17 protein-coding genes are annotated in these 16,903 nt (G+C 51.8%); 16 read left to right on the top strand and 1 reads right to left on the bottom strand.

Annotation, left to right across the window (positions count from 1 at the left end; genetic code table 11):
- The 8 genes from ACKQTC_RS08420 to ACKQTC_RS08385 all read left to right on the top strand — a co-directional run.
- Window positions 1-2,007: FMN-binding protein (locus ACKQTC_RS08420; RefSeq protein WP_458295187.1), on the top strand; the 2,007-nt coding region annotated here is incomplete at its 5' end.
- A 181-nt stretch (window positions 2,008-2,188) separates the two neighbouring features.
- Entirely contained in the window at window positions 2,189-2,929 is a 741-nt protein-coding gene (locus ACKQTC_RS08415; RefSeq protein WP_408978004.1) for a hypothetical protein, read from the top strand.
- Entirely contained in the window at window positions 2,916-3,320 is a 405-nt protein-coding gene (locus ACKQTC_RS08410) for an FMN-binding protein (RefSeq protein ID WP_408978003.1), read from the top strand. Before ACKQTC_RS08415 ends, ACKQTC_RS08410 begins: the two co-directional genes overlap by 14 nt.
- A 13-nt stretch (window positions 3,321-3,333) precedes the next feature.
- A complete protein-coding gene (locus tag ACKQTC_RS08405) occupies window positions 3,334-6,144 on the top strand; it encodes an FMN-binding protein (RefSeq protein ID WP_408978002.1) in 2,811 nt (936 codons plus the stop codon).
- A gap of 202 nt (window positions 6,145-6,346) precedes the next feature.
- The gene (gene menB, locus ACKQTC_RS08400) at window positions 6,347-7,165 is read left to right on the top strand and encodes a 1,4-dihydroxy-2-naphthoyl-CoA synthase (protein WP_408978001.1); all 819 of its coding nucleotides are present in this window, start codon (window positions 6,347-6,349) and stop codon (window positions 7,163-7,165) included.
- A gap of 9 nt (window positions 7,166-7,174) precedes the next feature.
- A complete protein-coding gene (gene menE, locus ACKQTC_RS08395; protein ID WP_408978000.1) occupies window positions 7,175-8,698 on the top strand; it encodes an o-succinylbenzoate--CoA ligase in 1,524 nt (507 codons plus the stop codon).
- A gap of 2 nt (window positions 8,699-8,700) precedes the next feature.
- Window positions 8,701-9,093 (top strand): PaaI family thioesterase, encoded by a 393-nt coding sequence (locus ACKQTC_RS08390; protein ID WP_408977999.1) that lies wholly within the window; start codon window positions 8,701-8,703, stop codon window positions 9,091-9,093.
- Window positions 9,074-10,486 (top strand): DASS family sodium-coupled anion symporter, encoded by a 1,413-nt coding sequence (locus tag ACKQTC_RS08385; RefSeq protein WP_408977998.1) that lies wholly within the window; start codon window positions 9,074-9,076, stop codon window positions 10,484-10,486. The genes ACKQTC_RS08390 and ACKQTC_RS08385 overlap by 20 nt, the downstream gene beginning before the upstream one ends.
- Window positions 10,487-10,639: 153 nt before the next feature.
- Here the strand turns inward: ACKQTC_RS08385 and rpmB are convergent, their stop codons facing one another.
- Window positions 10,640-10,861, bottom strand: coding sequence for a 50S ribosomal protein L28 (gene rpmB / locus ACKQTC_RS08380; protein WP_408977997.1), 222 nt, complete (start codon window positions 10,859-10,861; stop codon window positions 10,640-10,642).
- A gap of 160 nt (window positions 10,862-11,021) precedes the next feature.
- On the opposite strand from rpmB, the gene ACKQTC_RS08375 reads away from it, so the two are divergent.
- The 8 genes from ACKQTC_RS08375 (at window position 11,022) to purF (ending at window position 16,901) form a co-directional block, all read left to right on the top strand.
- Entirely contained in the window at window positions 11,022-11,255 is a 234-nt protein-coding gene (locus tag ACKQTC_RS08375; RefSeq protein WP_408977996.1) for a hypothetical protein, read from the top strand.
- A gap of 10 nt (window positions 11,256-11,265) precedes the next feature.
- Complete coding sequence (locus tag ACKQTC_RS08370; RefSeq protein ID WP_408977995.1) at window positions 11,266-11,847, top strand: hypothetical protein; 582 nt, start codon at window positions 11,266-11,268, stop codon at window positions 11,845-11,847.
- A gap of 12 nt (window positions 11,848-11,859) precedes the next feature.
- Entirely contained in the window at window positions 11,860-12,297 is a 438-nt protein-coding gene (locus ACKQTC_RS08365; RefSeq protein WP_408977994.1) for a GatB/YqeY domain-containing protein, read from the top strand.
- Window positions 12,275-12,646, top strand: a complete 372-nt coding sequence (locus ACKQTC_RS08360) for a YraN family protein (protein ID WP_408977993.1) — start codon at window positions 12,275-12,277, stop codon at window positions 12,644-12,646. The genes ACKQTC_RS08365 and ACKQTC_RS08360 overlap by 23 nt, the downstream gene beginning before the upstream one ends.
- Window positions 12,647-12,909: 263 nt before the next feature.
- Window positions 12,910-13,434: a 5-(carboxyamino)imidazole ribonucleotide mutase gene (gene purE, locus ACKQTC_RS08355; protein ID WP_408977992.1), complete on the top strand. Its 525-nt coding sequence runs from the start codon at window positions 12,910-12,912 to the stop codon at window positions 13,432-13,434.
- Between the two features lies 1 nt (window position 13,435).
- Complete coding sequence (purB, locus tag ACKQTC_RS08350) at window positions 13,436-14,734, top strand: adenylosuccinate lyase (RefSeq protein ID WP_408977991.1); 1,299 nt, start codon at window positions 13,436-13,438, stop codon at window positions 14,732-14,734.
- 17 nt (window positions 14,735-14,751) lie between these two features.
- A complete protein-coding gene (gene purC / locus ACKQTC_RS08345; RefSeq protein WP_408977990.1) occupies window positions 14,752-15,468 on the top strand; it encodes a phosphoribosylaminoimidazolesuccinocarboxamide synthase in 717 nt (238 codons plus the stop codon).
- Between the two features lie 41 nt (window positions 15,469-15,509).
- Window positions 15,510-16,901 carry an amidophosphoribosyltransferase gene (gene purF, locus ACKQTC_RS08340; protein ID WP_408977989.1) on the top strand — a complete coding sequence of 464 codons (1,392 nt, stop codon included), beginning with the start codon at window positions 15,510-15,512 and terminating at the stop codon, window positions 16,899-16,901.
- Window positions 16,902-16,903: the final 2 nt, after the last annotated feature.

Below are 16,903 nucleotides of genomic sequence, written 5' to 3'. Positions count from 1 at the left end.
TCTCCTGAAAAAGTAGATAAAACAGCTCTTGAAGCCAGTTTAGCCAAGGCTAAAAAATGGTTGGATGCCAATAATACGGTTAAAACCGGGGTGACCATCCAATATGAAGAGCAGATTTTACCCTTCTTGGAAAGTGCCTATACTGAATCTAAAAAAGTTGCTGATGATGTGTCAGCTACAGAGGTAAAGGTTAAGGATGCGACGGCTAAGCTGGATAGGGCGATGGAAGAATTCTGCAAGTACTATCAGCAAAAAATGCAGGGTATGTCCATCCGGCTGGAAGATTTGGCTGCAAAAATCCCTGAAGAAAATACTTCAGAGGAGGCAGAACGTTATCGTGGTGTCTTGAATAGCCAAAAAAACATCATGCTGCAGATGTTGAAGAATAAGAGCTTAGGTGGCGATGACCTGGCCCTCTATTATATCCAGGCTCAACAGGCTTATAAGGAGGCAGAGGCCTATATTAAAAGCCTGACGGAAGCTGGCCACTTTGAAGGTTTGCCCCGGGCTTTAGACTGGCCAATCAGCAAGCCACTGACGGCTCAAGATATTGAGAAGCAGTTTGATGACCTGGAAGAAGATACCCATGTTATTAAGCCGGAGAGTCATACTTTTACCCAAACCGGCCAGCAAACCCTCCCAGTGACCCTGCAGTTTTCCGATGGGAGTACTAAAGAGGTCGACTTGGTTGTCATGGTGAAAGATAAACTGGATGACTATAGCGATGTACGGATTAAGCCTGTTGACGAGTTAAAGGCCCTGGATGCTAACCAGAACTATGTTGACGGTACTTATCAAGGGTCGGCCAAGGGCTACCAAAAGATCATTGATGTCCAGGTGACTGTAGCCGGCGGAAAAATTACCGCTGTTGAAAAAACAGAAAAAGGCATCAAGATTGACGATGGCGGTGAGTTTGAACGCTTTGGCTTTGATGGTGTGATTAACAGCGTTATTGACAAACAAGATCCCAAAAACTTGGCGGCCCAATTAAATACTAAGCTCGACTTGATTCAGGGGCTTTATAATTTTGCGGCCCCTAAAAACCATACGGATGAAGCCTATAAAGAAGCCATGAAGCACTTCTTTGGCGATGACAGCAATTCGCCTAAGGGGGTTGATCAGGTAGATGGCAACATTAAGGCTTATGATGCCATCGGACGAAAAGTCTTGCCTAAACTGTTAGAGGCCCAGTACGATCGGGTAACGATAGCCACTAAGGGCAAGGGTCCTGATGTCACCAGTAGTGCTACCTGGACAGCTCGCGGAACGGCCAATGCCATTGTGGATGCCCTCCAAAAAGCCAATGCTGAAAATGACATCGTCAGCCTCAAGGTTGGGGGCCAACGCGTCCAGTTGAATAAGGCTGCTGCAAAATATACAGCAGAAGGCTATATCCAAGGCGATCCTTTTAATTATTCTGAGTATGAAGTCACCTTAGAAAAACGTGATGGCAGCCAAGAGGTCATCAAGGGTGCCGATTTTGCTGCTAAGGGGATTAAGGTGCTAAAAACGGAAACGCAAGCACCGATTCAGGATGGAATGCTTTTAACTCAAGATAATGTAGGCCATGATGTAAGAGAAGGCTTAGAGGTAACCTTCCTGCAAGAATCTTCAGGTGCAAAAGGCTACCTTAAACTGGTTATTGCACGGAATGAAACGCTGCACTTAACTTCGTTTGATTACCGGATTCAAGGGACTGATGAATGGAAGCCCCTTTATCAATTGACGGCTCAAGATGATCCGACAGACTTTATCTATAGCATCCCGGTTAAAAAAACTGATCTAGACGCCATGGTCGGTCAAAAGATTGAGCTGCGCACCCATTATAAGGATAAAAAGGATAATACCTATACAATGGAGTTTACCGGCGACCGTGCCTTTACCGTGCCTAAAAATCGCAGTGAGAAAATGTATCCCAGTATTCGTGGAATGGAATTAGATACCCAGGGCAGATTTGTTAAATTGCCCCAAGATAACTATCGTCTCACTTTTGTTGAAGCCGAATAGTGGTCTGATTTAAAAAGAGATCTACGGTTTTGAGGAAGACTTAAAACCGTAGATCCTTTTGTGGTATAAGGATGTCCTTTCTTGCAGCACCTCCTTTGAGAGAAGCTTGTGACTTATTGTAAGCGATTATTATAAGTAAGATGGAATAGCTGGTTATGGCATCATACGGATTGGAGGTTACATGGAACTACTTATTTCTCTGATTTTTGCAGCGGGCCTGGCCCGGCTGGGCGGTAAGCATATGCAGATGCTGAACTGGCCCCTCTATGGGGCCGGGGCGGTCTTTGCCTTTACGGCCTGCCTGGCCTACCTTTTGACCCTCCAGGATAAGGTCTTAAAAACCGGGGCCGGGGTCGGGCATATCCTGGCGGTGTGCGATAACGGCACCCTGGGCACGGCCTTTTTCATTGTGGTCATGTTTGGGGCGGTACTGCCCCGCCACTGGGACCTGCGGAAAAATATCATGCGGGCCCGGGGTGAATTATCTATCCTAGGGGGGGTTGTCTTACTGCCCCACCTCTTCCACTATGTCATTGATACCCTACTGCACCTGGACCGGTTTAAGGCCATGGAGGGGATGGCTTTTTGGACCTTTACCATGATGGTCCTTTTGGGCCTTTATGCCGGGGCCATTTTCATCCCCCTCTGGGTGACGTCCTTCCCAAGGGTGCGAAAAAAACTAAAGGGGAAGCGGTGGAAGAACATCCAAAGGCATGCCTACCTATTTTATGCCTTTGTTTACCTGCATGTCATGCTGGCCTATGCCCTCCACCCGGAGCCTACTTATGCTTTTGCCAGCTGTCTGTATACGCTTTTGTTTGCAGCCTACTTGACCCTCCGCTTTCAAAAGCGGACCCGGGAGGTTGTCCGCTTGGTGGTGATGGCCTTAAAGACAAAGGGAGGCATCCATGATCGATCCTAGAAAAAAAGCTTTACTGACCTGCCTGGTGATTGGGGTTTCTCTTGGGTCTATCCTGGCCCATGGGGAGATTGTCCAGGCAGAGCCTGCCAGTCTTTCTGCAGATGTGGAAAATCGTGAACCGGGCCCCTACAAGGATGGGGACTATAGCGGAACGGCAGAAGGCTATAACGGCAACATGACCGTCAAAGTGAAGATTGTCAACGGTTGGATTGGCCAGGCGGAAATTGCGGAAACCGGTGATGACCAAGACTACCTGGCTAAGATTGAACCCCTTATTGCCAAGGTGCTGGAAGACCAATCGACCAAGGTAGACACCATTAGTGGGGCCACCTTTAGCTCCTGTGGTTTCTTGGATGCGATCGATGCGGCCCTGGCCAAGGCGAAAAAGTAAAGGAGGCGGTGGAATGAATAAGAGCTTTATCAGTATCATCCTCACTCTGTCCATGCTCACCAGCCTAACGACCGGCTATGCCATGGGGTCTGCCGGCGGCGCTGATGAGTCAGAGACGACGCAAAGCCGGGTCCGACCTGACCGCTCAAAAGAAGAAGCCCCTAAAGGCTTAGTCAACCGGGCCAAGATGGGGAACCTCAAGGATGGGACCTATACCGGGAGTGCCGAAGGCTATTCCGGCTTGGTGACGGTAGAGGTGACCGTTAAGGATAATAAAATTGTTGATTTAAAAGTGTTAAGTCATACGGAGACGCCGGGCTACTATGAAAAGGGGGCCGGGGTCATCCAGGCCATCCTGGCCAAGGGGTCTCTTGAGGTGGACACCATCAGTGGGGCCACCTTAACCAGCCGAGCCATTATAGAGGCGGCAACCGATGCCCTTTCCAAGGCCGGTGGTGCCCCGGCGAAAAAAACGGCTGCAGGCAGTCGAGGCGGTCAAGGCCAGAGAAACGCAGCAGCACCGGCGCCCGCTGCGGGAAAGACCTTTGACAGCTTAAAGGATGGGACCTATGTCGGCTATGGCCAGGGCTATGCCGGCAGCATTGGCGTGGAAGTGGTTATTAGTGGTGGGGTCATCAGCTCGGCCCGGATGGTCTCCGGCAATGAAGATGCCCCCTATATCAATAATGCCCTGGCGATCCTGGACCGGGTCATCGGGAAAAAGGGCACAGCCGGCATTGATGCTGTTTCCGGGGCCACTTTTTCTTCCAATGGCCTCTTAAATGCCGTCAATGACGCCCTGGCCCAGGCCAGTGGCGGTCCTTCATCCAGCCAGGGGGCCGGGAAAGCCGGTCCAACAGGTAAAAATCCGGCTGCTGAGCGTTTAAAGGAAGAAAATCAGCGGTTAAAGGACCAGCTGGCTACCTTGCAGAAGGAAAAGCTGGGCGGCCTGGTACCAGCCCAGCTGAAAGACGGCACTTATGAGGGGTCCGCCAAGGGCTACAACTTGAAGACCACTGTCCAAGCGGTGGTCAAGGATGGTAAGTTGGTCCAGGTCAAGCTGGTTGACAGTGATGATGACAAGGAATACCTGGCCAAGGCCCTGCCCCTTTTGGACCAGATGGTTAAAAAAGGCGGCACTGCCGGGGTAGATACCGTTTCCGGCGCGACCTTTTCCTCCTTTGGCCTCATTAACGCCACCAACATGGCCCTGGCCCAAGCCGGTCAAACCGGTGATACCAGCGGGGCCATGGCCCAGGCCAAGAAAGAATTTGAACTGACCCTTAAAAAATTAAAGGAAGAAAATGACCGCCTGAAACAGGCCGACCTATCCGCTGAGGGTGAACCGCCGGCTGCCAATTGGAAGGACGGGACCTTTACCGGGACCGCCCGGGGCTATAAGAGTGCTGTGACCGTTGAAGCCAGTGTTAGCGGTCAAAAGTTAACCGGCTTGCGGGTCACTGACCACAATGAGGACCGGGAATACTTTGATCAGGCAGAAGCGGTTGTGGACGCCATTTTAAGTAAGGGGTCCACAAGCGGTGTCGACACCGTTTCCGGGGCGACCTTTTCATCCAAGGCCATCCTCAAGGCCACCGTCCGGGCCCTACGCCAGTCTGCCGGCCTAGCTGCCGGCAGTGAAGAGGCAGGGGGCAGCCCGGCCCTGGAAGAGGAGAATAAGCGACTCAAGGAAGAAGTTGAGGCCCTGAACAAGCAACTGGAGGACTCTCTAGGAGATGGCCAGCTCCACGATGGCACCTTTATTGGCAGTGCCAAGGGCTACAGCGATGGCGGTAATAATGAACTCAAGTTATCTATTACCGTAAAGGATAAAAAAATCGTGGAGATCACGGTCTTAGATAGGAGCGGTGAGACCGAGCCCTACTATTCAGATGCCTGGGACCATGTGGTGCCCCAGATTATAAGCAAGCAGACCATTAAGGGGGTCGATGCTTTTTCCGGGGCGACCATTACCTCTAATGCCATCAAAAACGCTGTCCGCCAGGCCATGAAGGCCTCCTTTGCCGGCAGCGGTGGAGACAGTGGGGCCCTGACTGAGGCCTTGAAGAAAAAACATGCGGAAGAGATCAAGGCCCTTGAGGAAAAAATCCGTGCCCTGGAAGCCGGGCAGGGGAGTGGGCCAACTAAGCCGGGCCTGGACATCAGCAAGATTCCGGACGGGACCTACCATGGTAAGGGCTATGGCTACCATGGGTCCACCGGCCCGGAAAGTATGGCGGAAGAAGAACCTAAAAAATATCAAAAATTAGATGGAAAACGGACGCCTATTGAAGTGGATGTAATGGTAGCCGGTGGTCGGTTAGAAAAAATTGAGATAACCAGCCATGATGAAAGTAGGCCTTACCGGAATAAGCCTTTCAGAAGGGTTCCCAAGGCTATGGTTGACCAGCAAAAGATTGATGTCGATACCGTTACGGGTGCTACCTACACCTCCAAGGGCTTAATTGAAGCAGTCAAAAATGCCCTGGAAGGGGTCGGGACCGGCGGTCATGACCCTGGTGACCACCCGGCTGATGGTGAAGGCGGTACAGATGGGCAAGTGGCTGACCTGCAGGCCCAATTGGCTGCCAAGGAAGCGGAAGTGGCTGCCTTAAACGACCAATTGGCCAGCATACGAACTTGGTGGAAAAAGCTTTTTGCCGCTTGGCAAAATGCCCAAACGGAGGCGGAAGGCTTTTTCGGTAATGGCGAAGGAAAGGCCATGGCCCGGGAGGACTGGCAGACTGTGACGAATCCTATAAACGAGCTCATGACCAGTCCGGAGACCGATCACTTTAACGCGTCCGCAGAAGATAAACCATAATACTGTCTATTAAATGAATAGCGCCCCGGTGGTTGAATCGAAAAGATCGACTACCGGGGCTTCATTATGCTCTCTTTCGGAACAGGCTAATAAGTGAAAAAAATCTCAAAAAGTACAATGATAGGCTAGTATTTGATTTTACAGAATGATAAAATGAGTGAAGTTATTCTAAGCTTTTTAAAAGCGGGAAAGGTGTGAAAAGATGGCTTATCAATGGGAAACAGTTAAGCTGTACGAAGAGATTATTTTTGAACGGTCCGGAAAAATAGCTAAAATAACCATTAATCGGCCGGAGGTCCACAATGCGTTTACCCCCTTGACGGTTCAAGAAATGATTGATGCGGTGACCATCTGCCGGGATGACGCCGGGATTGGCCTGGTGATTTTGACCGGAGCCGGCGATAAGGCTTTTTGTTCCGGCGGTGACCAGAAGGTGCGTGGTCATGGAGGCTATGTGGGGCGGGACGGGATTGCCCGTTTAAATGTTTTGGACTTACAGCGGCTCATTCGGATTTTGCCCAAGCCGGTGGTGGCTATGGTCAAGGGATGGTCCATCGGCGGCGGTAATATCCTCCAGCTGGTTTGTGATATTACAATTGCAGCGGATAACGCCCGCTTTGGTCAAACCGGTCCTAAGGTGGGGTCTTTTGATGCCGGCTATGGGTCCGGCTACCTGGCTCGGGTGATTGGCCATAAACGGGCGAAAGAAGTCTGGTTTATGTGCCGCCAATACACGGCTGAAGAGGCCTATGCCATGGGCTGGGTCAATACCGTGGTACCCCTGGCTGAAGTGGAAGAAGTGACCCTGGCCTGGTGCGAGCGGATTCTCATGATGTCCCCAACGGCCTTACGCTTTATTAAAGCTTCTATGAATGCAGATACCGACGGATTGGCCGGTTTACAGCAGCTGGGCGGTGACTGCACCATGCTGTACTATACGACCGATGAAGGCAAAGAGGGGAAGAATGCCTTCCTGGAAAAAAGAGATCCGAATTTCGACGACTTTCCTAAGTTCCCCTAAGGAGGCCCCATGTCCGATGTTAATTGGATAGAAAAGCGTGCTTTGCTTTCGCCGCATGCGTTGGCCCTGGACTTTGAAGGTCAGCAATGGACCTTTGCAGACCTCTATAAGGAGGCTCACGGCACAGCCAGGGCTTTAAATGAGCGACTGTCGCCGGCCGGTGGCGAGAAAGCCGGCCGGGTGGCTGTTTTGGCTGATAACTCGGCAGATTTCTATATTCTTATTGCGGCCTTAATGGATGCCGGGATAGAGATGGTCCTACTAAATACGCGGCTTTCCCTACCGGAGTTGGCCTACCAGCTGGCGGATGCCCAACCGGCCCTTTTGCTTTATGCAGAAGCCTATAAGACCCAAGGGGAAGCCCTGGTTGGAGAACTGGAGGAGGACTTACAAGTCATGTCTTTAAAGGCTATGTTGACAGCAGGCAGGGCTTTATCCGACATTCAGGAAGACGTGACACCCTGGCGAGGGGACCGGGTGATGAGCATCTTATATACTTCCGGGACAACCGGCCGACCGAAGGGGGTCTTGCAGACCTATAATAACCACTTGTGGTCGGCCTTGGCCGGCGGCTTAAATGCCGGCTTGGTGCCGGGAGACGGCTGGGTTTGTGTGACCCCGCTCTTTCATGTGAGCGGTTTGTCAATTTTAGTGCGGAGCCTGGTGTATGGCTGCCCGGTTTACTTGTTCTCGCGGTTTGATGCAGCTGCGGTAAATAGGTCGTTATGTGACGGGCGTGGGACCATTATTTCAGTGGTGGCCTATACCCTGAAGGCCCTACTGGATGATTTGGGGGACAGGCGGTATCCGGCTTCTTTTCGTTATATGCTTTTAGGCGGTGGCTTTTTTGACGAAGGCCTCCTGGCTAGGTGTGCTGACCGAGATATTACAGTGATTCGGTCCTTTGGTATGACGGAAACCTGTTCGCAAATGATTGCCACCGGTTTGGGCGATACAGCGATAAAGCCGGCATCGTCCGGACAGGCTCTTTTCCCGAACCGGGTTCGTATTGATGATGGCAGCCTTCCGCCGGGCGCTGTCGGTGAAATACAAGTTCAATCGCCGGCTCTGTGCAGGGGCTACTTGAATAACGCAGCTCGCTACCGGCAGGCCTTTACGGCTGACGGCTGGTATAAGACCGGGGATATCGGTTGCTTGGATGAAGAGGGGTATCTGTATGTGAAAAGTCGGCTGACAGACTTAATTATTTCCGGTGGGGAAAATATCTATCCGGTAGAGGTAGAACAATGTCTGGTCCACCATCCGGAGATTCGTGAATGTGCCGTGATTGGGCGAGAAGATGCCCGGTGGGGTCAGGTGCCGGAAGCCTACCTGGTGGCTGCAGACCCTCAGGGGCCCTTGCCCTCGCCTGAAGCCTTGCAGGCTTATTGCCGGCAGTATTTGGCCGCTTATAAGGTGCCAAAGCACTTTATTTTTTTAGAGGATCTTCCGAAAACATCCATCGGAAAAATTCAGAAGCAGCGGTTAAGAGAGGGGCTTCATGGCCCGGTCATCCAAGAAGGGGGCAGGTAGAAATGGGCATTCTGGATAGCCTTGGCGTAACCTTTGTAGAAAAGAGTCGGTCTTTGACCATTCAAGAATGGACGGTTACCGAGCCTATGACACAAATTCATGGAATTTTGCATGGTGGCCTATCAGCAGCTATAGCAGAACAGGGGGCCTCTATGGGGGCGACCCTGGCCCTGCCGGCCAGCCGGCAGGCTGTCGGTCTATCTATGACCATTCAACATTTACGACCTGTGCCGCTAGGCAGTCGGTGCCGGTGCTATGCTCGTCCGGCGCAAGCGGGCGGCAAAATTCAAGTGTGGCAGGTGGAAAATCGCCTGGTTGAAGAGGACCTCCTTTTCAGCATGGCCACTGTGACTATTTATTGTAAGCAGGTGAGCGATGAAAAGTATTCGATTTAAACGACTGGGTCTTGCTGCCCTTATTTGCCTGGGGATAGCTCTTGTACCTACGCCTGCAGGCGTAACACCTGAGGGCTGGAGAGCCTTTGCCTTCTTTGTGGGCTTTGTCCTGGCCTGCCTGTTTTCAGCAGGTGGTATTGGCGAATTGGCCCTCATTTTAATCGGCAGCCTTTTGCTGACCGGGGCCATGCCTCTGGAGACCCTTTTGACCGGCTTCGCCAATCCGGCTGTTTGGCTGGTCCTCTTTGCCTTTTTTGCGGCGATAGGCTTTAGAAACACCTCTCTGGGCTACCGGTTGGCGTATCTCTTAATTGCACGCTTTGGTCACCATCCCATTGGCTTGGTTTATGCCATCAGTGCTTGTGATTTTATTATTGCTCCCTTTGTACCCAATACCAATGCCCGGGGGGCCGGCATCTTGTATCCGGTAACGAAGGCCCTGGCCGAAGCTATGGGGTCATCGCCTGAGCAGGGGACTGAGAAGAAAATAGGAGCCTTTCTTTTTATGGCTAGTTTTCAGCTGAATTTGATTATCGGAGCCCTTTTCCTAACGGCCATGTCAACCAACCCTCTGGCAACAGAAATGCTGGGCAAAAGTTTTAATATCTCTATTACTTGGACGGACTGGTTTGTTTATGCAGCTGTGCCGATTCTTTTAACGCTCCTGGTTACGCCATGGCTCATTTACTTCTTAAACCGCCCGCGAATGACCCGGGAAGAAAGACGGATTGCGCCGGATTTTGCCCGGCAAGAACTGGCCAAAATGGGACGGATCAGCCGGAAAGAAGGTATTATGACGGCTATCTTTTTAGTCATGATTGTCCTTTGGGCTGTTGGGGCTAAAATCAACCTTCATGCGACTATTGTGGCCTTGGTGGGGGTTGTGGCCCTGTTGTTGACGGAAATTATTTCGTATCAAGATGTTGTCCGGGAGCAAAAGGCCTGGGATATTTTATTGTGGCTGGCTCCCCTCATTGCGATTACTGCTCATTTAAATGAAAGTGGTGTGATTGGGTGGATTGTGGGCGTTGTTCAGCGGCCTTTGGTCGGTCAGTCACCCCTCTTGGTTTACATCGCCTTGGTCCTGGCCTATTATTATGTCCATTACTTCCTCACCAGTTTATTTGTCCACTTGCAAGCCTTCTTTTTACCCTTTGTCGGTATCCTGGTTGCCATGGGCTTTGATGCGACAGTGGTAGGGATGGTTTTTGCCTTGCTAACCTGCGTTTCGCCGGGGACGACCCATTATGGCACGGGTACGGCTTCTATTTATTACGCCGCCGGCTATATGGGTCAAAAGGAGTGGTGGAAAACAGGCTTCTTTGTTTCTGTTGTTGAAATTATTTTTATCGCCGGACTGGGCTATGGCTGGATTAGCATAATGGTTTCTTAATTATCCGGCTGACCTTATATGGTCAGGAAAAAACCGAGGCAGGTCCGATAATGGTTCGGAGCTGCCTCGGTTTTTATTTTGTTGGGGAACTTGCGGAGAAAGGGGGCATAAAAAAACCTCCTAAAACAGAACGTTTTAGAAGGGTAGGGTCAATTAAGCATTAGATTCAGTGGCTTGGTTCGCGGTTTTAGCGCGTTGAACTTTACCAGAACGGAGGCAGCGGGTGCACACGTTCAATTTCTTGGGCGTGCCGTTGACCACGGTGCGGACCGTTTGGATATTCGGGCGCCAGGTTCTTTTATTGCGAATATGAGAGTGGCTTACGCGCATGCCGGTGGTCACGCCTTTGCCGCAGATGTCACAACTTCTTGCCATGGGAATACCTCCTTTGCCAATATATCATACTTTAATATACTAGCAGACTGGGCGAGAAAATGCAAGATATTTATAAGTCCTCTTTGCTTGAGCGGTCTTAGCTCTTGTGATAAAATGGCCTTAGATGTAATTTGACTAATCATTGGAACGGTGGGATATTATGAGTGACAAGGCAAAGGTGAAGAGCGGTTTTTTTGTAGACCGAACCGTCTGTCCCGTTTGTCAAGGCGCTGGCTGTGTCGATTGCTGCCAGACCGGCGATGTTGATTGTGTGACTATTCCCTGTGATTACTGCCAAGGGAAGGGTGTCCTCGCAGAGGTTAAAAAAGAACGAATTTTCCTGTTGGCGGTCATTGTTCTCATGGTCGTCGGTACAGTTGCAATCCTAATGTAAGGAGGCAGGCATGGGCCGTATTATTGATTGGTTTCGAGGGGCGGTTACCCCTTGTCAGGCGTGTGACGGTGCCGGTGCGCTGCCGGCTAATATAAGTGATGATACCATCAGTCCCTGCCCCCGCTGCAAGGGGTCCGGTATTATTGAAGTGACTGAAGAGATTGAGCATTTAAAAGAAACACCTTGCGATAATCCCTCCTGCCACCAGGGACAGGTGCGGCAGCTCTTGACCAATGGCCAGGTAACAGAAGTCGACTGCCCGGTTTGCCAGGGCTTGAGCCGGCAGGTGCGGACGGTGACGGAAAGCTATGTGACCCACCGGAAGTGCCCGGTATGCGATGGCCAGGGGGCCGCAACAGGGAAGAAGATGCGGCAGGAACATGCCGAGGGCCTCTGCCCGGATTGCCACGGCTTAGGCCGGCAGGTGCATGTGACCCGCCTGATTCCCCTCTTCCTGCTCTTTGGACTTATCTTATTAAACCCGCTTTTCGCAGGGATTCCCATGCTCTTTGGGGCCTTGGTCTTTAGTTTTTATGCCCTGAGACGGAATAAAAGCAAGGCGGTTGTCAACCCGGAAAACATACCAGAATAAATTGGAGGCTATATGCTGTACGAAGATTATAGACGAGAAAAAATGCAAGCCTTAAAAAATAAGGACACCTTTAAAAATAAGGTCATCACAGGTCTGATGTCCGACATGACCTATAAGATGAAAGAAAAGGGCCAGGATTTATCTGAAGAAGAATGCCAGGCGGTGGTGCAAAAGGCCTTGAAAAAGGCCCAGGAGGCTTATGATCTCGCGGCTTCCCGTCCAGACAAGCAAGAAGAAATGGCCAAGGAAATTGACATCTTAAAGGGCTTTTTGCCGGAGCAGTTGACGGCTGAAGCGGTTCAAGCCAAGGTCAACGACCTCTTTGCCGACTTGTCGCCTCAAGAAGCCAACAAGGGTATGCTCATGGGCAAGGCCATGGGGGCCTTAAAGGGGTTGGCTGATGGCCGGGTGATTTCCGATGCGGTGGATGCCTGGCTTAAAAAGGCATAAGTCCCGGCAGGACTTCGGCCAGGCAGCAGAAGAGGCCGCGGTCCGGCTCCTGAAAAAGAAGGGGCACAAGATCATCAGCCGGAATTACGCCATTCGCGATGGGGAAATCGATATCATTAGCCGCCGGGAGGATACTCTGGTTTTTACCGAGGTCCGGGCCCGTAAGTATGGGGCCATGGTCCGGCCGGAGGAAACCGTCGATAGCCGGAAACAGGCGAAAATCCGCCATACGGCCCAGGCCTGGCTGCTGGCCCATCCCTGCGACGATATTTGTCGCTTTGATGTCGTTGCCTGCTATGAAGAGGCTGATGGGGCCTTGAGGCTTGAACATTATGAAAACGCCTTTTAACAACTTGGCTTATTGACGCTGAGAAAAGGCTGTGCTACACTACAAACAGTTGAATAAATAAGCCGTCGTTTGGATATATTTTATATGCCATTAGCACGGGAAAGCATACCTAGGGTAGCCTGGCTAACCAAGTGGTATGGGCACAAATTTGTGCTACACCGAAGGGATAAAAGCCCAGGCGGGTAGGTTTCCTATGACCATTGACCATAGAAAACCTACCCGCTTGGGCTTTTGTTGTATGTCAAAGAAAGGGGTCTATACTTATGCAAGCAAACACTACACCCTTAGTTGGGATTGTGATGGGCAGCGACTCTGATTTTAAAATCATGAAAAAGGCAGCCCTCCAGTTGGATGAATTCGGGATTCCTTATGAAATGTTGGTGGCCAGTGCCCACCGCAGCCCGGAAAAGGCGCTCAAGTTTTCTGCTGAAGCCGCTGAAAAGGGGATGCGGGTCATCATTGCCGGCGCCGGCGCAGCTGCCCACCTGCCAGGTGTACTCGCAGCCAAAACCACTCTGCCGGTCATTGGTGTGCCCATTAACGCCACGGCCTTAAATGGGGTAGACGCTCTTTACGCAATTGTACAAATGCCCTCCGGGATTCCGGTGGCGACCGTCGGCATTGACGGGGCTAAAAACGCTGCCATCTTAGCCGCAGAAATGCTGGCTCTGGCAGATGACAGCCTGCAGCAAAAGCTGGTTCAATATAAGGAAGATATGGCCGCCGGTGTTGCCCAAAAGGATGCCAAGCTGCAGGATGCCTTGCGCGAAATGAAAGAGGAGAAGTAAGATGATCGATCGCTACAGCCAACCGGAAATGCAGGCTATTTGGTCCGATGCCAATAAATTCTCCATTATGATGGAAGTGGAAATCCTCGCTTCCGAAGCCATGGCGGAAATAGGGGAAATTCCCAAAGAGGCGGCTCACAATATTCGTGAAAAGGCCAATTTCGACGTCGACCGGATTAAGGAAATTGAACGGGTGACCAAGCATGACGTCATTGCCTTTGTCTCCTGTATGGCCGAGTACGTCGGCGAGGATGGCAAGTATATCCACCTGGGGATGACCTCTTCAGATGTTCTGGATACGAGCTTTTCGGTGCAAATTCGCCAAGCCGGCCTCCTTATTTTAGACCGGGTCAACCAGCTCATCGAAGTCCTAAAAAAGCAGGCCCTCCGCTACAAGGATACCCTGGCTATGGGCCGGACCCATGGGGTCCATGCAGAACCGGTGACCTTCGGTTTGAAGCTGGCCATGTGGTACACCGAAATGTGCCGGCAGAAAGACCGGTTGGAGCGGGCCATTGAGAATATCAGCGTTGGGGCTATTTCAGGGGCCGTCGGGACCTTTGCCAACATTGACCCGGCCATTGAGGCTTATGTCTGCGACCATCTTTCCTTAAAGCCGGAGTCGGTGTCCACCCAGATTATCCAGCGGGACCACCACCTGGAATTCATGATGGCCCTGGCCAACATCGCCACCTCTTTGGAAAAATTCGCAACGGAAATTCGCAACCTTCAGCGGACAGAAGTGGCTGAAGTCCAAGAGGCCTTTGCTAAGGGGCAGAAGGGGTCTTCTGCCATGCCTCACAAGCGGAACCCCATCCACTGTGAACGGGTTTGCGGCTTGGCCCGGATTATCCGGAGCAATGTCCTCCCGGCAGCGGAAAACTGCGTCACCTGGCACGAGCGGGACATTTCCCACTCTTCCGTTGAACGGATCATCATGCCGGACTCCACAGCCCTACTCTACTATATCCTGGGCGTTTTCACCAATGTGGCTGAAAACCTGGTTGTCCGTGAAGAGCAAATGATGCAGAATGTCGAAAAAACCCATGGGCTTATTTTCTCCCAAAGAGTTCTCCTGGCCCTGGTTGAAAAAGGCGTGGCCCGGGATACGGCCTATCCCTGGGTCCAGGAAAATGCCATGCGGGCCTGGGATGAGCAAACCTCCTTCCATGACCTAGTCAAGGCAGACGACCGCATCACTGCCCACCTAGATGACCAAACCCTGGATGATATCTTTGACTACAGCTACCACACTAAACGGGTCGATTATATTTTCCGTCGCGCCGGCTTAATGGATTAAGAAAGGAAGCCTATTTAATGAAAGTGCTTGATCAACTTTACGAAGGAAAAGCAAAACGTGTATTTAAAACAGACGATGACCAGCTTTACATGGTAGAGTACAAGGATGATGCGACCGCTTTCAACGGGGAGAAAAAAGGCACCATCGCCCATAAGGGGGTCCTGAACAATAAAATTTCAGGCTGGTTCTTTAACCGCTTAACCGACCAGGGGGTCAAAAACCACCTGGTCCAAGTGGTAGATGATGACCACCAACTGGTCAAACGGGTCGAAATCATCAAGCTTGAAGTTATTGTTCGGAATATCATTGCCGGGTCCATGGCCAAGCGCCTGGGTCTGGAAGAAGGCCTGGTTGCCAAGACACCTATCATCGAGTTTTCCTATAAGGATGACGACCTGGGCGACCCCCTCATCAACCGCTACCATGCTCAGGCCCTTGGGGTGGCGACGAAAGAAGAGATTGATACAATCATCAGTGAAGCCTTCAAAATCAATGACCTCCTCAGCCAGTGGCTGGATGAGGCCAACCTTATCCTGGTGGACTTTAAATTGGAATTTGGCCGGACCCCGGATGGGACCATTATCCTGGCAGATGAAATTTCGCCGGATACCTGCCGGCTCTGGGATAAGGATACACGTGAAAAACTGGATAAAGACCGCTTTCGCCGTGACTTGGGCGGGGTTGCCGAAGCCTACGTCGAAGTGTGGCGCCGGCTCCAGGCTTTAGACCAGTAAAGCATCGATCAGGCGCATAAGCGTTAGAAGGGGAGGACATTATGGCAGTTATAGCGGCAGACGGGTTTCATGAAGAATGTGGCGTATTCGCCATCTATACCAAAAATAAAGAGGTGGCGTCAAGATGCTATTATGGGCTTTTTGCCCTCCAGCACCGGGGACAGGAAGCCTGCGGGATTGCCAGCTCAAACCATAAAAAGATTGAATTTTACAAGGCCCAGGGCCTGGTTACAGAAGTCTTTGACGAAGACATCCTATCCAAGCTCACCGGGGCCTGTGGCATTGGCCATGTCCGGTATTCCAATAGTGACGGTAATGCGGATATCAATATCCAGCCCATCGTTGCCCACTACCTCCAAGGGGATGTGGCCCTGGCCATGAACGGGTCTTTGACCAATACCGGCAAGCTCCGCAACTGGCTGGCCCAGAGCGGGTCTGTCTTTCAAACGACCACCGACGCCGAGTTGGTCTGTAACCTCCTGGCCCGGTATGGTCACGGGTCTTTAGATGTGTCCATCAGCCAGGCCATGGCAGACCTCCAAGGCTCCTATGCCCTGGTGGCCATGAACCAGGATACCATCTATGCCGCCCGCGACCCCTACGGCAACCGGCCCCTTTGCATTGGTAAGCTGCCGGAAGGCTACTGCGTGGCCTCTGAAACCTGTGCCCTAGACACCATTGGAGCCACCTTTATCCGGGATGTCCGTCCCGGTGAAACCCTGACCATCGACGCGGACGGCATCCACAGCCGTGAAATCGCTCATCCACCCCAACCGGCCCATTGCGCCTTTGAATACGTCTACTTTGCCCGGCCGGACTCGACCATTGATGGGATTAACGTTAACTTGTCCCGCCGGCGGATGGGGGCTATTCTGGCCCGGGAAATCAAGGATGACCTGGATGTAGATGTGGTCATCCCGGTGCCGGACTCCGGTACCAGTGCGGCCATCGGCTTTGCCGAAGAAAGCGGGATTGAGTTTACCCCGGGTATTCTGAAAAACCGCTATACCGGCCGGACCTTTATCGCCCCGACCCAGGAAATGCGGGAGCAATTGGTCAAGCTAAAGTTAAACCCCATCCGGGAAGAATTAGAAGGCCGGCGGATTGCTGTTGTCGACGACAGCATTGTGCGGGGCACGACCAGTAAACGGCTGGTGGCCTTGCTTAAGGAGCGGGGGGCCAAGGAAGTCCACTTCCTGGTCACCTGCCCGCCGGTGGTCAACCCCTGTTACTACGGCATTGACACCGCTGAGCGTGACCGGCTGATTGCCGCTAAAATGGACCTGGAAGGTATGCGCGAATATATCGGCGCCGACAGCCTCCACTTCCTCAGCTCAGAGGGGCTCTTAGAAGCCCTGGGTGGCGAGCCGCGATTCTGTGATGCGTGTATCGGTGGGGCCTACCACCTCGGTATCCCTGCAGAAGGAGAATAAAC

It is taken from the genome of Peptococcus simiae, assembly GCF_046097595.1.
Taxonomy (GTDB): Bacteria; Bacillota; Peptococcia; order Peptococcales; family Peptococcaceae; genus Peptococcus; species Peptococcus simiae.
Note: the sequence above shows the minus strand (reverse complement) of the source record. Positions and strands in the feature narration are given on the sequence as shown.